Origin of the sequence: Luminiphilus sp. nBUS_07 (genome assembly GCF_051201685.1) — a bacterium.
Lineage (GTDB): Bacteria > Pseudomonadota > Gammaproteobacteria > Pseudomonadales > Halieaceae > Luminiphilus.
In genome coordinates, this window is record NZ_CP179213.1 from 3034997 (window position 1) to 3053202 (window position 18206).

Consider the following 18206-nt stretch of genomic DNA (forward strand, 5'->3'; position numbering starts at 1 on the left):
GTTCAGATTCCTATATTGATACCCAATAACAGAGCGGCAACACCAAAACCTTTCCAGCCTATACCTGACCAGATTTCCTTTTCCTTTTCTGCAACCAAATACTCAAGTTCTTGCTCGCTGTAGCTCGACTCATCACGCCCTGCGTGAATCATATCTTGCCTCACCTTCGCGATAGCGCGATCGCGTAAGCGTTGACGAACGACACGGGGCATACGCAACTTTGATTTTTCCTCGGTCTTCATCACTACGTTCCTTATCACTGCCCAAGCGGGCTGCATCAGACCAGACACGTTTACGTTAAATACCTTACCACTAATTAGTAATGCCGCTTCGAATTGCCATTTCTAGGCGCGTGCTAGCAAGACCGGCCGAGTCAGAAGGATCAACAGGGCATGCTCTATCTCGCCACAAGCCTAATAAAAATAGGTTGCATATGTGTAACGCGTTACCTAATGTTAATTTTGAATACGTATGATTAACGTAATAGTCACTGGAAAGCCGATATGCCACAGCGTGAACTCACCGAACAAGAAGTCACCCGCTTTTCTGAAGATGGCGTCATTAAAGTCGATCAGGCAGTCGAAAGTGATTGGATCCCCAAGTTGCTTGCAGTCGCAGAGCAACAGCTCAAAAACCCCAGTAAGTGGGTTAACGACGTCAATAGCGGCGCCTCTGAAGATCGGCTGTTCACCGATCGCTACCTCTGGCGTAGCAATGATGTTATCCACCAGTTTATTCGCGAGTCGGGTTGTGCTCGTCTTGCAGCGCAAGCCATGAACAGCCAATCGTCACGCTTTTATTTTGATCACCTGCTGATCAAAAAGGTAAAGACCAAAGCTCCCACGCCTTGGCACCAGGATGCGCCCTATTGGCCTTTCACCGGGAAACAAATTGCCTCCATTTGGTTAGCCCTGACGCCGGTCACCGTGGCGGGGAGTTCTCTAGAGTTTATACGTGGCTCACATCATGATGATGTCTACTATCTACCTGCTGTATTTGGTGGTGCAGAAAATACATCAGGCCAGTGGGCCAATACACAGCAAGGTGTCCCGGTACCCGACATTGAGGCCGAGCGTGACAAATACGATATTGTTGGGTTCGATTTAGAACCGGGCGACGCTTTAATCTTTTCGGCTTGGATGCTGCACGGAGCACCCGGAAACCAGTCCGCAACGCAGGATCGAATCGCACTATCAACCCGCTGGCTTGGCGATGATGTTCTATGGGACCCCAGAGAGGGTGTGGACCCTTCCGTAAACCCCGAGCACGTCGCTGTGCAGTCGGGCGCTCCGGTTCACGACAATGCTTTTTTTCCTGAGCTATATCGCGCATAACCGCGCTCTGACCTCGGCTCATCCCAAGTCAATCTATGGCGCATCGAGCACATAGCTTGGCGGAACCTACTAAGACGCTTTAGCGCGATAACCATAATCTTCTGTTCATAGTCATTGTGTTGTAAGGACGAGCTATGAATATTGAATTTATTACCGACGCTGATTACGATTTACCGCACGAAACGAAGGCCCAGCGAGAGATAAAGACCCCCCAGGCGTCCAACCCTGCTGTTGGCCCCGCCTTCAAATGCGGCAGCATGACATTGGTAAAAACTTGCGCTCATAAGGGCTGCGCCTGCCAGTCAATAAAGATCCCCAAGTACAAATCACGTTAACTCATTAAGAGGACGCGGCCTGGCGCCTGACCAAAGTGATGACGCCCCCATAGATCATCCACGGTGCCAGCAGCCAAGGAACCTGTCCCTGAAACGTAATGGTGCGCCCATTAAATTCGAATAACAGTGGGTTCCACCACGGACCCGCAGGCGCTAAGGGTGCCCACGATAGTGGCTTACCTACTGCTAGTTGATCGTGATAGAGAAACATTTCGACTAAAATATTTTGCCCCAACGCCCAAAGCATGAACACTGTGAAGGGCCACCAGTGCCACGTTTGAAAAACCTCTGCTCGCCGCCCACTACTGATCCACATAAACCACAGCCCCACCAACGTGATGCTTCCGGCATCGGCAAGTGAGTTCAGTAACCAGTTAATGTGGATAGGAATAAATTGGGTCAATACCTCGCTTCTGCGCGCATCAACGGGGTCGCCGGCCCACACACCATAGGTAAACCACAGCTCCCAGCCCAGCGCACAAAGTAGAAAACTCCCGAGATAGGCGCGAAGCACCCAGGATTGTAGACGGCCGCGTCGATACAGCCAGGGCACAATCACTAGCGGCAATAACGCGCTGGTATAAACAACGACAATCACTCGAAGATATTCAAGGGTCATAAGTACATTCCATTGTGTGTTAGGTCACTTTCCAATAGAGCAGACCCTAACAGAGTTACCCCAAAATCTAATTTAAAAACACACTCAACACCGCGGTCTTTATAAACCAACACCTGACGCAGCAGGTGCGATGTCCTTTTTTTTGTCGTCACAGAACAGAGTCTGCAGGTGCATGTACAGCAATGACAACATTGCCCCTCATACCCAGAAATTTAGCCGACAACGATTCAGGAGGCGCAGAAACACTTTAGGGAATTCTGCGAATAAGCTGATAAGGTTCATGCCGTCACCATCGCGCCCATGAGCACACTAAGGGTGTTCAGGCGGGCACTGTTCTTACCCGATACCGGAAGGAGGCTTGAGACGTGTTCTGTGTAAAAAATGTCTGCTTAGGCCTTGCGATTGCTATTTTGATGAGTGGCTGTAGTCCAACGGGCAGCAAGAGGCCAGAGAATTCCACCATTAAAAATTGCGAGCCAGAGTTCAACAGCGACGGCTCCATTCGCCGGATGATCTGCCGTTAGTGTGGCCCGTTTTTCTCAACCCCCACGGCAAATACAATTTCAGATCGGGAGGTTTATTGAGCTTGCTCTGTCTTAAGCGTGCTATGGCGCAGCTCGAGAAGTTGAGCATGAAGCCAAGGGCCGCTCGCCGTTTCAACACCGTCACAGATAACCGCGTATGAACGACCACTCCATGAACTTTTTGTCGCTAAGCGATCAATAAAGTTTTCGGTCGTTTCAACATAACGCTGTCCGCGGCTGTATTTAAGCGCCAAATGCTCGGCGGCATCTGGCGACGCGTGCAGGCTGCCATTGCGTTGGAAATCACAACCACTCTTTGCAACAACCTCAAGCAATGCGTTTATCTCAGCCTCAACATGCGACTCGTTTGCAAGCAAACCGTAGGACAGAACTAAACTGCAAGCTAAAACGACAGCGCAGAGAACATTGCGAAATGTTGTGCGCCCAGCCAAGGCCGGGCGAGTTTTTTGAACAATCAACGCTTTTGCTTAATCATCGAAGTCAGAGCTTTGAGTTTTATGAGTGCCACCATAATTAGCCGGTGAAAAGTGCGTGGATTTAACGCGCCATTCTCCGTCACTCTCTTTCAACCAGACACTGGTGACACGCGTGCGATAAGGGGAAACATTGCCTTCCATACCCACTACCCCTTCAGCGTAATAGCGGGCATAAACGACACCCTCGGCAATCTCAGTGGCTTCAGGATAAACAACCCGAAGATTACCTGTATTGCCCACCATATTTTTTTTCCAATCCTCGGCCGAGGCTATCGCCATGGGCTTGTGAAAGCTGCCGTCTGAATTGGTGCCCAAGAATCCGGTCTGACTTTCCATGGCCGCAACGGTCTCGTGATCGTTATTATTTCTGGCATCCCAGTAGGTTTCGATAGCAGCTTTTACCATAGCCTCTGAAGGTAAGTGCCCATCAGCAAAAACCAAGGCCGGGAGAAGTGTTACCACGAACAAGCAATGTGCAAAAATTTTCATGTGATGCTCCTCATTACAGTAATAATCAACGTTATAAATATCTCGCTAACAGCCCAAGGGGCCTCCGCGCTCAGCGCTAGTCCACACTATCATTGCTGCCGATCGATCCAAAATTCACCATGTCGTTGGCGCTTATCAAATTCAACGCCAGACCCACCGTATAAAAGCTGGTCACCGAAAATTCGGAGATGTCTGCGGCGGTATGAATAACCGTAATGCCCTTACATAAATCCATACAGGCGGCTTTGCTGACCTCTTGAAGTAAAGCAAATTGACGAAAGTAGTCAGCCAGTTGTGATTTTCCGTGTCGTTCCCGTTGCGCGTTTTTTAATGCCAGTTGGTTGTCAACAGACGCCTCTATGCGACTAAGAATGTCAGCCTGGGTATTAGACACCTGCTGCACCATTTGAGAGTAACGTAGCTCTATATCAACGTTATTTCGATCGGCATTTGCCGAGTGGTAGTCTGCAAGATGATCATCAAGGCAAACCAAGCATCGTGTAATGCCAAAATAGTTTGCAACCAGGGGCGTAATTGCAGAAATGCCAGTGGCAGCGACAGGGTCACCTTGAATCACAATGATCTTGGGTTTAACCGGTGGCTTTTTTGCCCAATGCTTGGTGAGCTGCCCGACAAGGTGATCGGCCACGACAACCGGGTCACGCTCATCGTAGTTGCCCATTCCTTCAATAAAAACAGGGTGGTATTGCGCCAGCTTTAAATGACAATCTTTTGGCAACGTAACTATCTTCCCTGCAGTTTTCTCTGCACTAGTGGACACACATTTCAAAACAATCGACTAAATGTTTAACGACCGTGCCTCAACATTTCGCATTGGGCTTGTCCCCTTCAGCAAAGGCGCTCTGCGATGACCTTCTCAGCAATAGTGGCATCAATTTTTGGCCGTTGGCGGTTTGCTGGGTGGATGCTCCACGACAGGTATCCGATACGAGCAGGCAGGCTTGTTACAGCACTCGTAGTTATCCATCAGCGCGTAGGCTCCCCTCTCGTGACAAGGCGTGCAATAGGGTCCTTGCCATTGTTCCCCCTCAGCGACCCATAACGCCCCTTTCCAAAGTCGCTCACTGCGACGTCTTTGAAGCGACAGGTACATTGTGAATGCAGCAACCGCACTAGCAACGACCGCACAACCCGCCAAAAAAACCGTGAAATATTCATGCTGGACATAGGTCAGGGGCAAAAACAGCCACTGCCCCGCCCACATCGCGATCACAATCGCCGGCCACCTGAGCCACACGATGACTGACTTCCTTGAGGTGTTCATATTTATCTTCTCCCGCACACACCCACCGGCAAAACACGCCCCACCAAAACTCATACTGCGGTGCGTCTAGTGAGTCTCACTCATATTTGCCATCAAATAAACCGTTGTCGCCATCGCCACTGCCAGTTGCTAGTCTATTCACGTTAGGCGGTGACATGCTGCAGTTCCCATACAAGCAGGTTCCCTACAAACTTCAGTCCCCATACAAGGATTACAGCAATGAACTTTGTACAGGCAATCAGAAGTGTATTTGTCAATTACTTCAACTTTTCAGGGAGAGCGAGCAGGTCCGAGTACTGGTTTTTCCATCTCTTCCTGTTAATCGCCGATATCGCTGTCGACATTGCTGATACTTTAATTTTTGGCGACGCAGAATTAGCACCTATTAACCTCATTTTTTTCTAGGTATTTTGATACCGACATTGGCTGTATCCGTTCGCCGCTTGCATGACATCGATAGAACGGGTTGGTGGGGGCTATTGCTGCTGACCGTCGTTGGACTTTTGGTATTGCTTTACTGGGATCTAAAACCAGGCGACGAGGGTGAGAACCGTTTTGGCAATAACCCTCTGACGCAAGACGGGTCGGAAACGGATACAAAAAAACATGCCGTCGGTGTCAAAGGTGCAATAGTTATCTGCCTCATTTTTGCCGGGATTTTGGTCGCCATGATTGCTGCCTCAATCGCTCTAACGGCTTACAACGAATACTCGTTGCGCTCTGAAGAACAAAACAAACCAATGACCTTGCCACCGGAAGAACCCAGCACTGAGCAACCTGACGTGCCGTAATTTCAATCTGACTCAGCAAGACAGGCCGATCGAGCGCATTTGTTGTGCCTCGCAACTGGCTCAGGCTCGCATTGCAGCAGCAACCTTTCTGTCATGAAGCTTGCCTGACTCTGCGCAGATAGCAGCAGCATCACGGCAAGTACAGCCGGAGAAATCAGCATGTTCAAAAGTGTACTGTTCATGATTCTTTCCTCGCTAAATAAGTGCGCCATCCGTGGCCGCGTCAGGTCATGTCTGCGCTAATCCATCCTTGATGTGCTCATCATCCGACAATCGGGCATCTTTCGATTGGCGGGTTGCGTCAATCGATAGGCAGGAAGCGCCAACTGTCAGAAATAAAAAAGCCCGCACTGGGCGGGCAAGGGACGCTCTAACTTTGAGGCGCCCATTATCAGGCGATAGGCTTTCGTGAGATTGACAAAATACGCCAACGTTTTGGCTCAACACGCCAAGGTAGGACTTCACAGGTAGTAATGTTGGGCTGAACGTTATGGCAACGTTGCAGTTAATCCTGCGCTAAGTCTCGCGGTTCGATGTCAGAACATTCTGAACTGGCGACGTGCAGATTCCATCAGGCCCAAATTTTTCGCGGCGGCGGGAGCTTTCGCTGCTGATAACTGGCTACCTTTTGCGCACTTCACAGTTTTAAGCATATGGCATAACGGCAATCATAGGACCCAAAACACAGCCAATCTGATTGCTGTGTGTGGACAGTGAGTCACTCTTTGCGTGCCTGATGGATCCGCCGCTGTAAGTACCCACTGACAGGGCGGATCACGGTTTATTGCTAATGCTCGTTTCTGCGTGAGACAACCCCCATCTGATTCGGTCAATGTCGGTTACCTCACGGATCAAACAAGCACGGATTTCTGAAATTTATGTAAAGTAGGCTTTACTTTTTTGGCGAGGGCTGGGCATAATGTAAAGGTTACTTAACTTTTTGTAAAAGGAGCTTACATAAAAATGAACCCGCCAACACAATCGAACCAATTAGATCGCGAGCTGAAAAGTACGGCTAGAAGACTTTTTGTTTTCACCGGCACTTGGGTAGCAAGTATCGCCCTGCTGACGTTTGGACCCAGGATGTGGTGGGAATATGATGTTTTAACCACCGTACTCGTCATCGCGCTCAATCTACTGGCAGGTGCCATGATGCTCCTTGCCTTTTTTAGACACCTGAAAAGCATGGATGAACTTCAACGACAAACACACCTTGAGGCCATGGCTTTGACATTGGGTATCACGATGATTTTTACCGTTGTTTACGGCAGTCTACCCACCGTGCAGTTACTGGAAGATGCGCACCCAACCAATATTTTATTCGTTATGGGTATTACCTACATATTGGCAGTTGCTCGCATCTGGATGAACCGAACAAGCGAATGAAAAATAGACTGAAGGTACTCAGAGCAGAGCACGATTGGACTCAGGCAGACCTGGCAGGTCGACTGGATGTGACCCGACAAACCGTAAATGCCATTGAGAAAGGCAAATATGATCCCAGCTTACCTCTGGCATTTAAAATCGCCGGGGTATTTCAAATGCCAATCGAGCAGATTTTTTTACCCGAGGATGGTGCCTAGCACGACAACAAACGGCTACTTATGACGTGGGAGTTTGGGCAGCCTGTGGCAACACTAAGCAGGCGCTATAGCTCCCCTTGCAGCCAAGCCTGCCGTCTGCCCAACGGTGCGCTAGCGGAGCTACTCCTTCAAGTTGTCACCTTTAGCCAGTGACTAGCCACAATCGGTTAATCCATACTAGAGACCACGGCTGACGCTGTAAGCGTAACGGAAGACCTCACGGCTAAGGACGCCAACAAACTTAAGGGCAGAACAATGAAGAACTCATTACCAATAGGCGTTGTCACCGCCACGTTTCTCGCAGGATCAATTGCCGTTTCACCCCTTCAAGCGCAGGAGAGTCCAACCTACAAAGCGAAGGTTCCCGAGAAATTACTCACGGCAGACAAGATGGAGAGCAGCTACCTCGGTGAACTGACATTCCAAGACGGTTTTCCGACGAGGGAAACTGCCTCCAAGGTGAGCAACTTCGTAGACATCTCCCGTGCGGTTGAACTGTTCATCAATGGCACGCCCACCGCCTCGATGTATGGAATGCTTAACGGGCACGTCAAAATCGGTATCGAGCCCAACCACTCGGTGGGGATCACTGAGCAGTTGATGAATGCCCGCTCCCTGTGGCTCACGCCACAGACGACCACGCCTTACGTGCATGCGGAAGTCGATGTGAAAGACGGACCCGTGGTGCTCGAGATCGGCACACCGGTGCTCGGCTTTGTGAATGATGCCTTCTTCCGTTACGTCACGGACCTCGGATTGGTCGGTGCCGACAAGGGCAAAGGGGGCAAATACCTCTTGGTGGGCCCTGACTACGAAGGGGAGATCCCCGAAGGATATTTCGTCACCAAGACATCGAGCTACCGTCATTGGGCGTTGATGCGTATTGCCGCCAAGCCGGGTGAAACTAAGGAGGCCATTGAAGCCTTTAAGCAGACCTTCAAGATTTACCCGCTTGCCGACGCCAAGAATCCGAAGCCGACCGAGTTTATCAACTTGTCAAATAACCAATACAACACGATTCATGCCAATGACGCGAGCTTCTATGACGAGATCAATAAAGTGATTCAGTATGAGCCCGCGACCGCTTGGGATCCTGAGCTAGTAGGGCAAGCTGGGGCGATTGGCATCAAAAAAGGACAGGCGTTCAACCCGGACGATCGGATGAAGAAGATTCTCAGCGAGGCGTCCACCATCGCCAATGCCTATGCCCGGACCGTCGTATTCAGACCTCGAAATGAAGCGGTTTACTTCTACCCGGGGAAGCGTCAATGGTATTCACCTCTCGCTGGAGGGAGCCATGAGTTTCTCAATAATGGCGAACGCGTGTTGGATGATCGCCTGACCTTTTACTACTACGCCACGGGCAGCACCCCGATGATGGTCAAGCCGATGGTTGGCAAGGGTTCGGTCTATACGATGGCAACCACTGATATCAACGGCGTGCCTTTGAATGGAGCAATGACCTACAAGGTGACTTTACCAGCGCCGATCCCGGCCAAGGACTTCTGGTCCTTCATGGTCTACGACAATCAGACTCGTTCGATCCTCGAGACCGATCAAGTCACCGGTGGTTTGGATAGCAACTCAAAAGGCGTGAAACTGCATGATGATGGGTCTGCAACCGTTTACTTCGGCCCCAAGGCACCGGAAGGACAAGAAGGTAATTGGGTGCAGACTATGCCCGGCAAGGGATACAACGCGATACTACGTCTCTACGGCCCACTTGAGTCATGGTTCGAAAAAAGCTGGATGCCAGGTGACTTCGAACCCGTGAAATAGCTGGACATAGATTATCTAATCTATGGCGTGGGAATGTGGTCAGACTGTGGTGATACTGCACAGGCGCTATAGCTCCCCTTGCAGCCAATCCTGCCGCCTAGCCCCACGGTGCGCTAACGGAGCTGCTTAACCTTCTGATTCTCCGCTTGGCAAGCGAGAGCGGCACCCCGGCTGCTGTGAATACGCGACAGGCCCCTCGCCGCCCTCTAGATCGCCCCACACCCCAGAAGGAATTTCATGGTAGAAAGCATGCCAGAACGCTTCTGGATAGATACTACAGGCTAGGATTAACGCGGGTCTTATAGGTGGTCAGTGGGGTCTTGGTGCCGGAGATAGGAGTCGAACCTACGACCTTCGCATTACGAATGCGCTGCTCTACCAACTGAGCTACACCGGCATGGGCGGCGATGGTAAGGATTTCTGGCACCAGTCTCAAGGCCCTAACCGCAATGGCTCACAATACCCCCGGCCTTGGGTCATTAGGCCCGAATAAAAGGAGAGCCCTAGGGCGATATCACTAGCTTGGGCTGTCGATCCGCTCTGTAAATACCCCAGTGCTTTTCAGGCTCCAAAGGATGATCAGAACCCTTCCAGTTTTCGTCAAAGGCCTCAAACAAATACACCAGAATTTGTTCATCCTCGGCCCACTTCAAGAGTTCCTGAACATACCGCCTCTGGAAGTACTCACCGACATTCTCAGCGGGAATTCCAGATCCATTAGACGCGGTCGCCCAACCTGCCTCGGTAATAATAATCTGCTTGTCGGGATGGCGTTGTCGAACCACATTGTAGTTTTCTTGCGTAAACGCGAGAGCCTCCTCGACCGTCTTGTATTCCCAGACCGGATAAGTGTGTATTGCGATCAAATCAACGTGGGGAACAAGTGCATCTAACTTGCCTAGCCACGGTACATAATTTTCACAAAAGGTAATCGGCTGGCTTGTGTGCGCCTTGAGGTGGCAAACATACTTAATGACCGACTCGGTTGAAACCAAGTGATCAGTCCAGTCGACCGTCGCCTCATTGCCCGCAGAGATTACATCCACAATATGCGGGTATTGGTTCGCCCAAAGCACAGCTCTTTCAATCTCTTCGCCATTGCGGCGCAGGTTTTGCTCCAGCACAGCTTCTGGATAATCAGCGTTCCAAGGGCAATTGGGATTACTCTGCTCTGCAGCGATATAGGCACCCAGCATGACTTTAAATTTAAAGCCTTGCTCGTGGATAACTTCAAGAACTCGCTGAGTGTGCAGGTCGCAAGCATACAGGCGCAAAGCGTCCCACTCTTGATGTAGCAAGGCGAGGTCAGCAGCAATTTCAGCTTTTGAAGGATACACACCCGCATCGGGACTTTGGCCATCTCTGAAACCGGAGTAGCAGATAGCAGACTTATAAGCGAGCCGTTTGCTATGGGTCATGACACGTTAGCGTACTTGAACTGCTCATCTTTATCCCACAAGCCCCAGTGAGCACCCACATCGCCCTCACCGCCTTCACCTGCAACCTTCCACGCCTCGTCGAAAGAAGAGAAATAGAACATTTCTATGCCCTCGCTTGCAGCCCACTCCATAGCGCGAAGAAAATAGAGGTACGCGCCCTGCGGCGACGACTCGGCACCATGAAAGCTGCCGCCCGCACTAGGCCAGCCAGTCTCAGAGATAATTACGCGCTTACCCTCAGCAACACGCTGAACCCTACGGAACATGTCCTGCATGTATAAAATGGCATAAGGATGTGCACAGCCCTCCCAAAAGGGATAACAGTTGGTCAGCAATACGTCGCAAGCCTGGGTAACTTTGGGCCGATCCTCAAACTCGTAGTAAGCATCAACGTACCCCATTGGAATATCGCTAGGTAGCCGCTCGCGAACCTCACTCATGAAGTCTAATAACTGCAGCTCCGTCAGATCATCGCGATACAACACCTCGTTACCCACCGCTGCAACATCTACATGACCCTGGTGTGCCAGAGCGATCAGGTTGTCGATTTCAAGACGATTTTTGTCCTCGTCTTTACCCAGCCAGGCTCCCACAAGCGTCTTTAAGCCTTGCTCTTTTGCGACCACGGGGATGAGGTCATTACCCTGGGCGGTGGAAAATGAGCGAATCCAATTAAAGCGGCGGGCTAGAACCACCATGCGGCGCTCTATTTGCTCACGGGACAAATCGTCACCCGGCTTTTGCCCTTGGCAGTAAGCGCTAAACGAAATGCCGTGCATTTTCTCTGCAAACAATGCCTGCAATCTCTCATCGAGCGTACAGTCGTCAACTGACGCGCTGACGGGATTTAATAAATGGTGATGTTTGCCTTGCCGTACCGACATCATTGACCCTTAAAAAAATAACAGAAGATAAGTAATTGTGAAATGGTACGCAGTACAGCGCTCATTGATAGCCGGAATACGATAAAGCGCACATTTTCGTGGATAAACCGGATCGGTTAACGTATCCGCAAATTTCTCACTGGCATAGGATAGCCATCGCTGAAAAGGTATGTGCGTTTCGTCAGAGGAAACACTGTAGTTTGCACGCACGCTCCATTGACGATACTGGGAATAGCGGTTGCTACCTCATTTACGCCACTGCGCACAGCGGTATGCCTTGTCTCAGAAATGGACGAATAAACTAAGAATAGGTCATATGACAAGCAAATCAGTATTTCTGGGCGCAAGTCCACTTCAGTCAACGAGCAAACCTGTTTCGGGTTCTTATGTTTTGCGTGACGGCGAAGTTTTCTATCGGATAGAGAATTTCGGCGACATGGATGATTTTTTTGTGAGTGTGGTCAGCGACTCAAATCATTGGCTATTTATCTCTACTCGTGGCGGCCTATCAGCCGGAAGAACAGACTGTGACAGCGCCCTATTTCCGTATTACACCGAAGACAAAATCAGGGACCAGTCGGGGAACACCGGCAGCCGGACGCTGATATTGGTCGAAGCAGAAGATCGACGTGTTTTGTGGGAACCCTTCTCTGCGGTACACCACGGTGTTTACAACGTTACCCGCAATCTCTATAAAAATATTCTGGGCGATAAGCTGGTTTTTGAGGAAACCAACCACGACCTAAATCTTTGCTTTACCTACGAATGGGCCACTTCCGACAAATACGGCTTCGTCAAACAAGCCAAGCTTGAAAATACAGGGGCAACCAGCCAGCGGATGCGCGTTCTTGATGGTATTGAGAATGTGCTGCCCTATGGTGTTTTGGCAGGCACCCAAAATGAGCTCAGCTGCTTGGTAGACGCCTACAAAAAGAATGAGCGCATAGCAAATTCGCCATTGGCCATTTATGCCATGAGCTCCATCCTGTCAGACAAGGCCGAGCCCAGTGAAGCCCTCTCTGCAACGACCGTGTGGTCTTATGGCGCCGCACCAACACATTATCTGCTAAGTTCCCTTCAGCTTGACGCCTTCAGGCGGGGAGAGGAATTGACCGATGAAGGAGAAGCTCTGGGTCGTCCCGGCGCCTACTTTATCCATCAGAATTTAGAGCTCCAAGCGGGTGCCGCTGCTAACTGGGGCATTGTTGCTGATGTTAATCAGGGACCGGCTGCCGTAAGAGATCTATTAAATAGCCTAGAGACTGATACCCAACTACCCAAACATGTAACAGCTAACGTAGACCTGGGCAGTGAAAACCTTCAGCGACTGGTAGCCACGGCAGATGGCATACAAGTTACCGGTGACATGCTAACTGCCAACCATCATGCCTCAAACGTACTCTTCAACATTATGCGAGGAGGAATTTTTGAAGATAACTACGCCATTGATAAAAAGGACCTAGAGCTATTTTGTAGCTCATGGAACAAGGTAGTTAGTAGTGATAACCGTGCTTTCTTCAACGCTTTGCCGGCAACACTGACCTACCACGAGCTTAATGAGGCGCTCGCGGCTATTGACGACCCGCAGCTGGAACGCCTGTGTCGAGAATACTTGCCGTTAACGTTCAGCAGACGCCATGGAGACCCTTCAAGGCCATGGAATCGATTTACAATTCAGGTGAAAGATGCCAATGGTAAAAAGCGGCTTAGCTATGAGGGTAACTGGCGAGACATTTTTCAAAACTGGGAAGCATTAAGCACGTCCATTCCCTGTTTTGGCGCCAACATGGTGACAAAATTTTTAAACGCGACAACGGCAGATGGCTATAACCCCTACCGAATAACGCGCGAGGGTATTGACTGGGAGCGCCCAGAACCGGAAAACCCTTGGGCTAACATTGGCTACTGGGGTGATCACCAACTTATTTATTTGTCGAAACTGATCGAGCAGACCGTCACACACAACCCTGAAGTTATGGTCTCGATGATGGCTCGAGAGATATTTGCTTACGCCAACGTCCCTTACCGAATCAAACCTTACGCCGACATTATTGCCAACCCTTACGATACGATTGTGTTCGACACAGACCTTGACGCACTCATTGAGCAGCGTGTTGAGGCCACAGGGGCAGACGGGCGACTGATACTAACGACCCGTGGCGATGTCTATCAGGTGAGTTTCATTGAGAAAATTCTGGTCACATTACTGGCCAAGATTGGCAACTTTGTACCCGACGCCGGCATTTGGATGAATACCCAGCGCCCGGAATGGAACGACGCCAATAATGCCCTTGTTGGAACTGGCGTCTCGGTAGTTACCCTGTGTTATTTACACCGATTCCTCAAGCAGGTAACGGCGTTGCTTGGTGACATGGGCAATGACGCGGTCAATCTCTCCGTCGAGGTTAAGGCCCTCTTTGACTCGGTCTTTGAGGTCTTGGAGCAATACACAGAGCAGCTCACCGCCGCACCAGTATCTGACTCTCTGCGCAAAACCATCATGGATCGCCTTGGCGCCGCCGCAGAGCAATATCGAGATTGTATCTACGCGCATGGCTTTAGCGGAGAAAAAGCTGAAATCTCACTAGCCTCACTGCGGGCGTTTATGGCCACCGCGACAGATATTAGTGCTGCGAGTATCCGTCATAACAAAGGGGATAATGGTTTATTCCACGCCTACAACCGCATAGCAGTGGACGATACCGGCGTAGGAATCCGTCGACTTTATGAAATGCTTGAAGGCCAGGTTGCCGTCCTCAGCACCGATGTTTTAAGCCCCGAGGATGCACTGCAGCTGCTACGGAATTTGAGGGCTTCTGCCCTCTACACCGAGCGCCAGCACTCCTATTTGCTTTACCCAAATCGAAAACTGACAGCGTTTATTGACCGCAACATTATCCCAGAGGAGTTTGTGAAAAAATCGCCGCTCCTCGGCGAACTGAAAGCGACCGGAGACAACCCGTTAATCGAGTGCGATTCTCTGGGACAGGTCTATTTTTCAGGCGGTTTTACCAATACAGCTTCCGTCAGTTGTGCGCTCGATTCTCTCGCAGCACAAGGACTTAATGATGCAGTCGCTACAGAACGCGAAGCCATCGAATCACTGTTTTCTGAACTGTTTGATTGCAGCAACTTCACCGGTCGCTCTGGAGGCATGTATGCCTATGAAGGCTTGGGCTCTATTTATTGGCACATGGTCTCCAAACTCTTGCTCGCTATTTTGGATACGATTCGTGACGCTGAGAAGCTGAACTGCGCAGAGGAAACTCTGACGGCGTTGCACGCGGCCTATTACGATGTCAGAGAAGGCATCGGCTTTAACAAAGCACCTGACGTCTATGGTGCTTTCCCCACCGATCCGTATTCCCACACGCCTGGATTTTCCGGTGCACGCCAACCGGGCATGACCGGACAGGTTAAGGAAGAGGTGCTGACCCGCCTTGGGGAGCTTGGGGTGCGGGTCGAGCAAGGTCAGGTTGCGTTTCAGCCGACCATGCTCAGGGCCTGTGAGTTTGTGTCTGAGTCGTGTGAGCTTGCCTATTATGACGTCCAAGGCACTGCTTGTTTAACGTCTGTGGCGCCATCGCAACTGGGCTTTACCTATTGCCAAGTCCCCGTCATTTATACCAACGGCGGAAATGGTTGCGTAACGCTGACCCTGAGCAATGGCGAGCAAAAGGAATTCATTGACGGCAAGCTCGATGCTGCCTTCTCAGCCTCGCTGTTTATGAAACTGGGGCAAATCGCAAAGATCGAAGTTTCGGTTGCACAGGAACCTCGCTAGGGGCTCTTATCAACCACGATCTGTAAGCTGGCCTAATCAGCTTTGCGCGGCGCGCGCATCCAATGCGTCGCGGATCTCACGAGCACGCGCCTCATCCAGATCATAAGAGCGCATGACCCATATGCCGATCAAGGTGCCAATTGCTGGCACCAAGATAAAGGCCGCTCGCAATCCCTCTAGGGCACTATCTGACTGCACAGTGACTGTTTGATCAAAACCGACGACGCTTAAAATTAGGCCACTCAAAAGCCCCGCAAACGCAGCGCCGAACTTCACCATCCACCAGTAGATTGCACCAAATAGACCCTCGCGACGCTGGTAGGTTTCTAGCTCATCTAAATCGCAGATGTCTGCTGTCATCGACATCATCAGAGTAAAGAGGCTACCAATACCAAATACGTACAGAGGGATGGGTAAAATCATTAGATAAGGGTTCGCTGGTGAAAAACTCCACCAAAACATGGCATAACCTGCGAGGGAAATAGACTGGGTAATCAGAAATGTCTGACGCTTACCAAAACGTTGCGCCATCCAATTAACAACTGGAATGACAAGGAAGCAGGTGCACAGCGCCGATACGCTGCCGAATATCGCAGGCCAGTTTCCCGCTGCAACCGGATCGCCGGCGTTCATGTAGTAGACGATGATAAAAAAGGCGAATCCCGCAACACAGTTAAAAGCATTGAAAATGCAGAACGTGGCAATGCAAATTTTCTGAAAAGGCTTATTTTTTAGGGTAATTACGACTCCTCGAAACAAGTCCGAAAAGGTTTCTGCCAAAGAACCTCGCAGCTGATCGGCGCCTTTGCTGGCTTCCGAGGTATCTTTTGAATGGCAAAAAAACGCGGGCACCATGGCCAGCGCCATGCAGGCAAAACCGACGTAAATAGACACCGTTCTGGCGCCCTCAGCCGCCGAGGCAAACCAATTGGGGTCGTAGAGAATAATCCAGAACCACGGCGCGATTACCCAAGCCCACTGACCAATCCACTGAGCTACCGCCATCAAGCGGGTTCGCTCGTGGTAATCCTTGCTCATTTCATACCCCATGGCGACATAGGGCACCGAGAAAATCGTCATGCCAATAAAAAAGACAATTGACCAGGCGAGGAAGTACCAAAAGTTATACATCTGGGTATCTTCAGCAGACAATTGCCACATAGCCATGTAAGACAAACCGGCAACAATCGCGCCAATAAAAATATAGGGACGGCGCTTGCCCCAGCGAGACTCAGTTCGATCTGATATGTAGCCCATAATGGGGTCTGTGATTGCATCGACCAGTTTAGGCAGGAAAAAAATAAGCCCCCAGAGAATGGGGCTCATACCCAAGCCTTGTACCAATATCACCATAAAAATACTGAGTGCAGCGGGAAACATTTGGTTGGCAAGCATGCCAAGACCAAATGCAATTTTTTGACTCATTGGAATACCGATTACCGGGGCTTCCGCCGGGGCATGGATTGCTACTGCTTCCGTTGTCATACGGTGGTGACCTTTGTCTTTTTAATCTGTGGTTGTGGTCGCGGCGGACTCACCCTAAAGGGAATGTTCGCTACAGCGCTGGCATTTGTCTTGTTATTGATCTGGCAGTAAACGCGATATTCACCTGCCTTGGGCGCCGCGAAGGAAAACTGATCGCCTTGCACCCCTAGGCCCTCGACGACAGTAGGAGGCGTGGGCTCAAAATCGCCCCCATCGCTCTGCTTCGCGCGCTCTACTTCTTCCTTCACTATCCATGAAAATTGCAGATCACCCTCCAACCCCTCAAGGGCGACCTCAGCCACCATGGCTGCCTGCTCGTTAACTGTCACGCTCTGGGCCGCTCGCTGCCCATTTAAAGTGAGGTCCGTTATGCATGGCGCACGGTTCTGAGGCCACTGACCAGACCAAGCATGCTGCATAACATCAACAGCTTCCGTGCGCTTGCCATCCTCCAAGAATAGCCCGTACCACGTGGGGGTTCTTTCCTGTTTTTGCCCCCAAAGAAAAATGTATGAACCAAGGCAGTTGTTCGAGTCTGCCAAAATAATATCGTGATAACGTCGAGAAATGTCCTGCGCCTTTTGTCGGCTTGTCACCTCAATTGAACGCCCCCAATCGGTCTCAGGGCTTTCCCAATGGCCCGTGGGTCCCCACTCGGTTATCTGATACGGACCGTCATACTTGGCCGCCCGCAATATTTCGGGCAAATCGTCGATCTCTCCGTAGATTTGAAAGGAAAGAAAATCGAGGGAAGGCGCGCGCTGCTTAATATTGGCCACTGTTTCAGCATCGATACCAGCCAGCATTGTGGTGACCAGATGATCACTATCGATGGCTTTGATGTCTCGGCAAAGAGACTCCACAGCGTCCCAAACCTTGGCATTCTTAGACCGAAGGTTGAGCTCATTACCCAATCCCCACATTAGCAGCGCGGGGTGGTCTTTCAGTCGCGCAACATCGGCCATAACCGTTGCTTGCTGAAACCTCACCTCTTCGGCATCCGAGTAATCGAAGCCATGACGCTCTCGCGCGAGGTCCAGCCCCATACAAACCTTCAAGCCCTCGGCTTCAGCCTGATCAAGAATTTTCTCGGCGGACGCCACACCGTTGTCCACCCGCCACGTTCGAAACGTATTGCCACCACAGGCCGCTAAGAGGTCCATCTGACCAAATTCCAGCCCCGCCCCTTTGATAAAGTAGCGCTCACCATCAACCCACAGTTGATGCGCACCGGTAGAGGTCTTTTGAAGTTGTGCTGTTGCCATGGAGCCTAATTATAATTAGATTTTTGACTGCAAATGATAACGACCCTGACAGCCCTCGGCAGGGAAAAACCGTTCAAAAGGTCTCCTAATGGGATCAACGGTCCCAACAACAG

General features: G+C 50.6%; 19 protein-coding genes and 1 tRNA gene. 8 read left to right on the plus strand and 12 right to left on the minus strand.

Features of this window, described 5'->3' with window-relative positions; translation table 11 throughout:
* Positions 1 to 2: 2 nt before the first annotated feature.
* A complete protein-coding gene (locus tag ACMAZB_RS13570) occupies positions 3 to 242 on the minus strand; it encodes a hypothetical protein (RefSeq protein ID WP_007234352.1) in 240 nt (79 codons plus the stop codon).
* A 261-nt stretch (positions 243 to 503) separates the two neighbouring features.
* Between ACMAZB_RS13570 and ACMAZB_RS13575 the strand changes: the two genes are divergently transcribed.
* Positions 504 to 1334, plus strand: a complete 831-nt coding sequence (locus tag ACMAZB_RS13575) for a phytanoyl-CoA dioxygenase family protein (protein ID WP_435212690.1) — start codon at positions 504 to 506, stop codon at positions 1332 to 1334.
* A 134-nt stretch (positions 1335 to 1468) separates the two neighbouring features.
* Positions 1469 to 1669: a hypothetical protein gene (locus tag ACMAZB_RS13580; protein WP_435217894.1), complete on the plus strand. Its 201-nt coding sequence runs from the start codon at positions 1469 to 1471 to the stop codon at positions 1667 to 1669.
* Positions 1670 to 1673: 4 nt separating this feature from the next.
* On the opposite strand, the gene ACMAZB_RS13585 is transcribed toward ACMAZB_RS13580, so the two are convergent.
* The 5 genes from ACMAZB_RS13585 to ACMAZB_RS13605 form a co-directional block, all read right to left on the minus strand.
* On the minus strand, positions 1674 to 2288 hold the full coding sequence (locus ACMAZB_RS13585) for a hypothetical protein (RefSeq protein ID WP_435217896.1): 615 nt from the start codon (positions 2286 to 2288) through the stop codon (positions 1674 to 1676).
* 577 nt (positions 2289 to 2865) lie between these two features.
* Positions 2866 to 3291: a DUF5329 family protein gene (locus tag ACMAZB_RS13590; protein ID WP_435217898.1), complete on the minus strand. Its 426-nt coding sequence runs from the start codon at positions 3289 to 3291 to the stop codon at positions 2866 to 2868.
* A gap of 9 nt (positions 3292 to 3300) precedes the next feature.
* Complete coding sequence (locus ACMAZB_RS13595) at positions 3301 to 3798, minus strand: nuclear transport factor 2 family protein (protein ID WP_435212694.1); 498 nt, start codon at positions 3796 to 3798, stop codon at positions 3301 to 3303.
* 76 nt (positions 3799 to 3874) lie between these two features.
* The gene (locus ACMAZB_RS13600) at positions 3875 to 4537 is read right to left on the minus strand and encodes a shikimate kinase (RefSeq protein ID WP_435217900.1); all 663 of its coding nucleotides are present in this window, start codon (positions 4535 to 4537) and stop codon (positions 3875 to 3877) included.
* Between the two features lie 153 nt (positions 4538 to 4690).
* Positions 4691 to 5083: a hypothetical protein gene (locus tag ACMAZB_RS13605; RefSeq protein ID WP_435217902.1), complete on the minus strand. Its 393-nt coding sequence runs from the start codon at positions 5081 to 5083 to the stop codon at positions 4691 to 4693.
* A 219-nt stretch (positions 5084 to 5302) separates the two neighbouring features.
* Between ACMAZB_RS13605 and ACMAZB_RS13610 the strand changes: the two genes are divergently transcribed.
* Positions 5303 to 5488, plus strand: coding sequence for a DUF805 domain-containing protein (locus ACMAZB_RS13610; protein WP_435217904.1), 186 nt, complete (start codon positions 5303 to 5305; stop codon positions 5486 to 5488).
* 17 nt (positions 5489 to 5505) lie between these two features.
* Positions 5506 to 5874 (plus strand): DUF805 domain-containing protein, encoded by a 369-nt coding sequence (locus tag ACMAZB_RS13615; RefSeq protein ID WP_435217906.1) that lies wholly within the window; start codon positions 5506 to 5508, stop codon positions 5872 to 5874.
* Between the two features lie 2 nt (positions 5875 to 5876).
* On the opposite strand, the gene ACMAZB_RS13620 is transcribed toward ACMAZB_RS13615, so the two are convergent.
* Positions 5877 to 6056 carry a hypothetical protein gene (locus tag ACMAZB_RS13620; RefSeq protein ID WP_435217907.1) on the minus strand — a complete coding sequence of 60 codons (180 nt, stop codon included), beginning with the start codon at positions 6054 to 6056 and terminating at the stop codon, positions 5877 to 5879.
* Between the two features lie 781 nt (positions 6057 to 6837).
* On the opposite strand from ACMAZB_RS13620, the gene ACMAZB_RS13625 reads away from it, so the two are divergent.
* The 3 genes from ACMAZB_RS13625 to ACMAZB_RS13635 all read left to right on the plus strand — a co-directional run bounded on the left by ACMAZB_RS13625 (position 6838) and on the right by ACMAZB_RS13635 (position 9236).
* On the plus strand, positions 6838 to 7260 hold the full coding sequence (locus ACMAZB_RS13625) for a hypothetical protein (RefSeq protein ID WP_435217909.1): 423 nt from the start codon (positions 6838 to 6840) through the stop codon (positions 7258 to 7260).
* A complete protein-coding gene (locus ACMAZB_RS13630; RefSeq protein WP_435217911.1) occupies positions 7257 to 7457 on the plus strand; it encodes a helix-turn-helix transcriptional regulator in 201 nt (66 codons plus the stop codon). The genes ACMAZB_RS13625 and ACMAZB_RS13630 overlap by 4 nt, the downstream gene beginning before the upstream one ends.
* Positions 7458 to 7712: 255 nt before the next feature.
* The gene (locus ACMAZB_RS13635; RefSeq protein WP_435217913.1) at positions 7713 to 9236 is read left to right on the plus strand and encodes a DUF1254 domain-containing protein; all 1524 of its coding nucleotides are present in this window, start codon (positions 7713 to 7715) and stop codon (positions 9234 to 9236) included.
* Positions 9237 to 9557: 321 nt separating this feature from the next.
* Here the strand turns inward: ACMAZB_RS13635 and ACMAZB_RS13640 are convergent.
* The 3 genes from ACMAZB_RS13640 to ACMAZB_RS13650 all read right to left on the minus strand — a co-directional run bounded on the left by ACMAZB_RS13640 (position 9558) and on the right by ACMAZB_RS13650 (position 11559).
* Positions 9558 to 9633 (minus strand) — tRNA-Thr (locus ACMAZB_RS13640).
* Between the two features lie 106 nt (positions 9634 to 9739).
* Positions 9740 to 10654 (minus strand): glycosyl hydrolase family 17 protein, encoded by a 915-nt coding sequence (locus ACMAZB_RS13645; protein WP_435217916.1) that lies wholly within the window; start codon positions 10652 to 10654, stop codon positions 9740 to 9742.
* The gene (locus ACMAZB_RS13650) at positions 10651 to 11559 is read right to left on the minus strand and encodes a glycosyl hydrolase family 17 protein (RefSeq protein WP_435217918.1); all 909 of its coding nucleotides are present in this window, start codon (positions 11557 to 11559) and stop codon (positions 10651 to 10653) included. Before ACMAZB_RS13650 ends, ACMAZB_RS13645 begins: the two co-directional genes overlap by 4 nt.
* A 316-nt stretch (positions 11560 to 11875) precedes the next feature.
* On the opposite strand from ACMAZB_RS13650, the gene ACMAZB_RS13655 reads away from it, so the two are divergent.
* Positions 11876 to 15343 (plus strand): hypothetical protein, encoded by a 3468-nt coding sequence (locus ACMAZB_RS13655; protein WP_435217919.1) that lies wholly within the window; start codon positions 11876 to 11878, stop codon positions 15341 to 15343.
* 36 nt (positions 15344 to 15379) lie between these two features.
* Here ACMAZB_RS13655 and ACMAZB_RS13660 read toward each other — a convergent pair whose 3' ends face one another.
* Positions 15380 to 16828: an MFS transporter gene (locus ACMAZB_RS13660; protein WP_435217921.1), complete on the minus strand. Its 1449-nt coding sequence runs from the start codon at positions 16826 to 16828 to the stop codon at positions 15380 to 15382.
* On the minus strand, positions 16825 to 18093 hold the full coding sequence (locus ACMAZB_RS13665) for a hypothetical protein (protein ID WP_435217923.1): 1269 nt from the start codon (positions 18091 to 18093) through the stop codon (positions 16825 to 16827). The genes ACMAZB_RS13660 and ACMAZB_RS13665 overlap by 4 nt, the downstream gene beginning before the upstream one ends.
* Between the last annotated feature and the right edge of the window lie 113 nt (positions 18094 to 18206).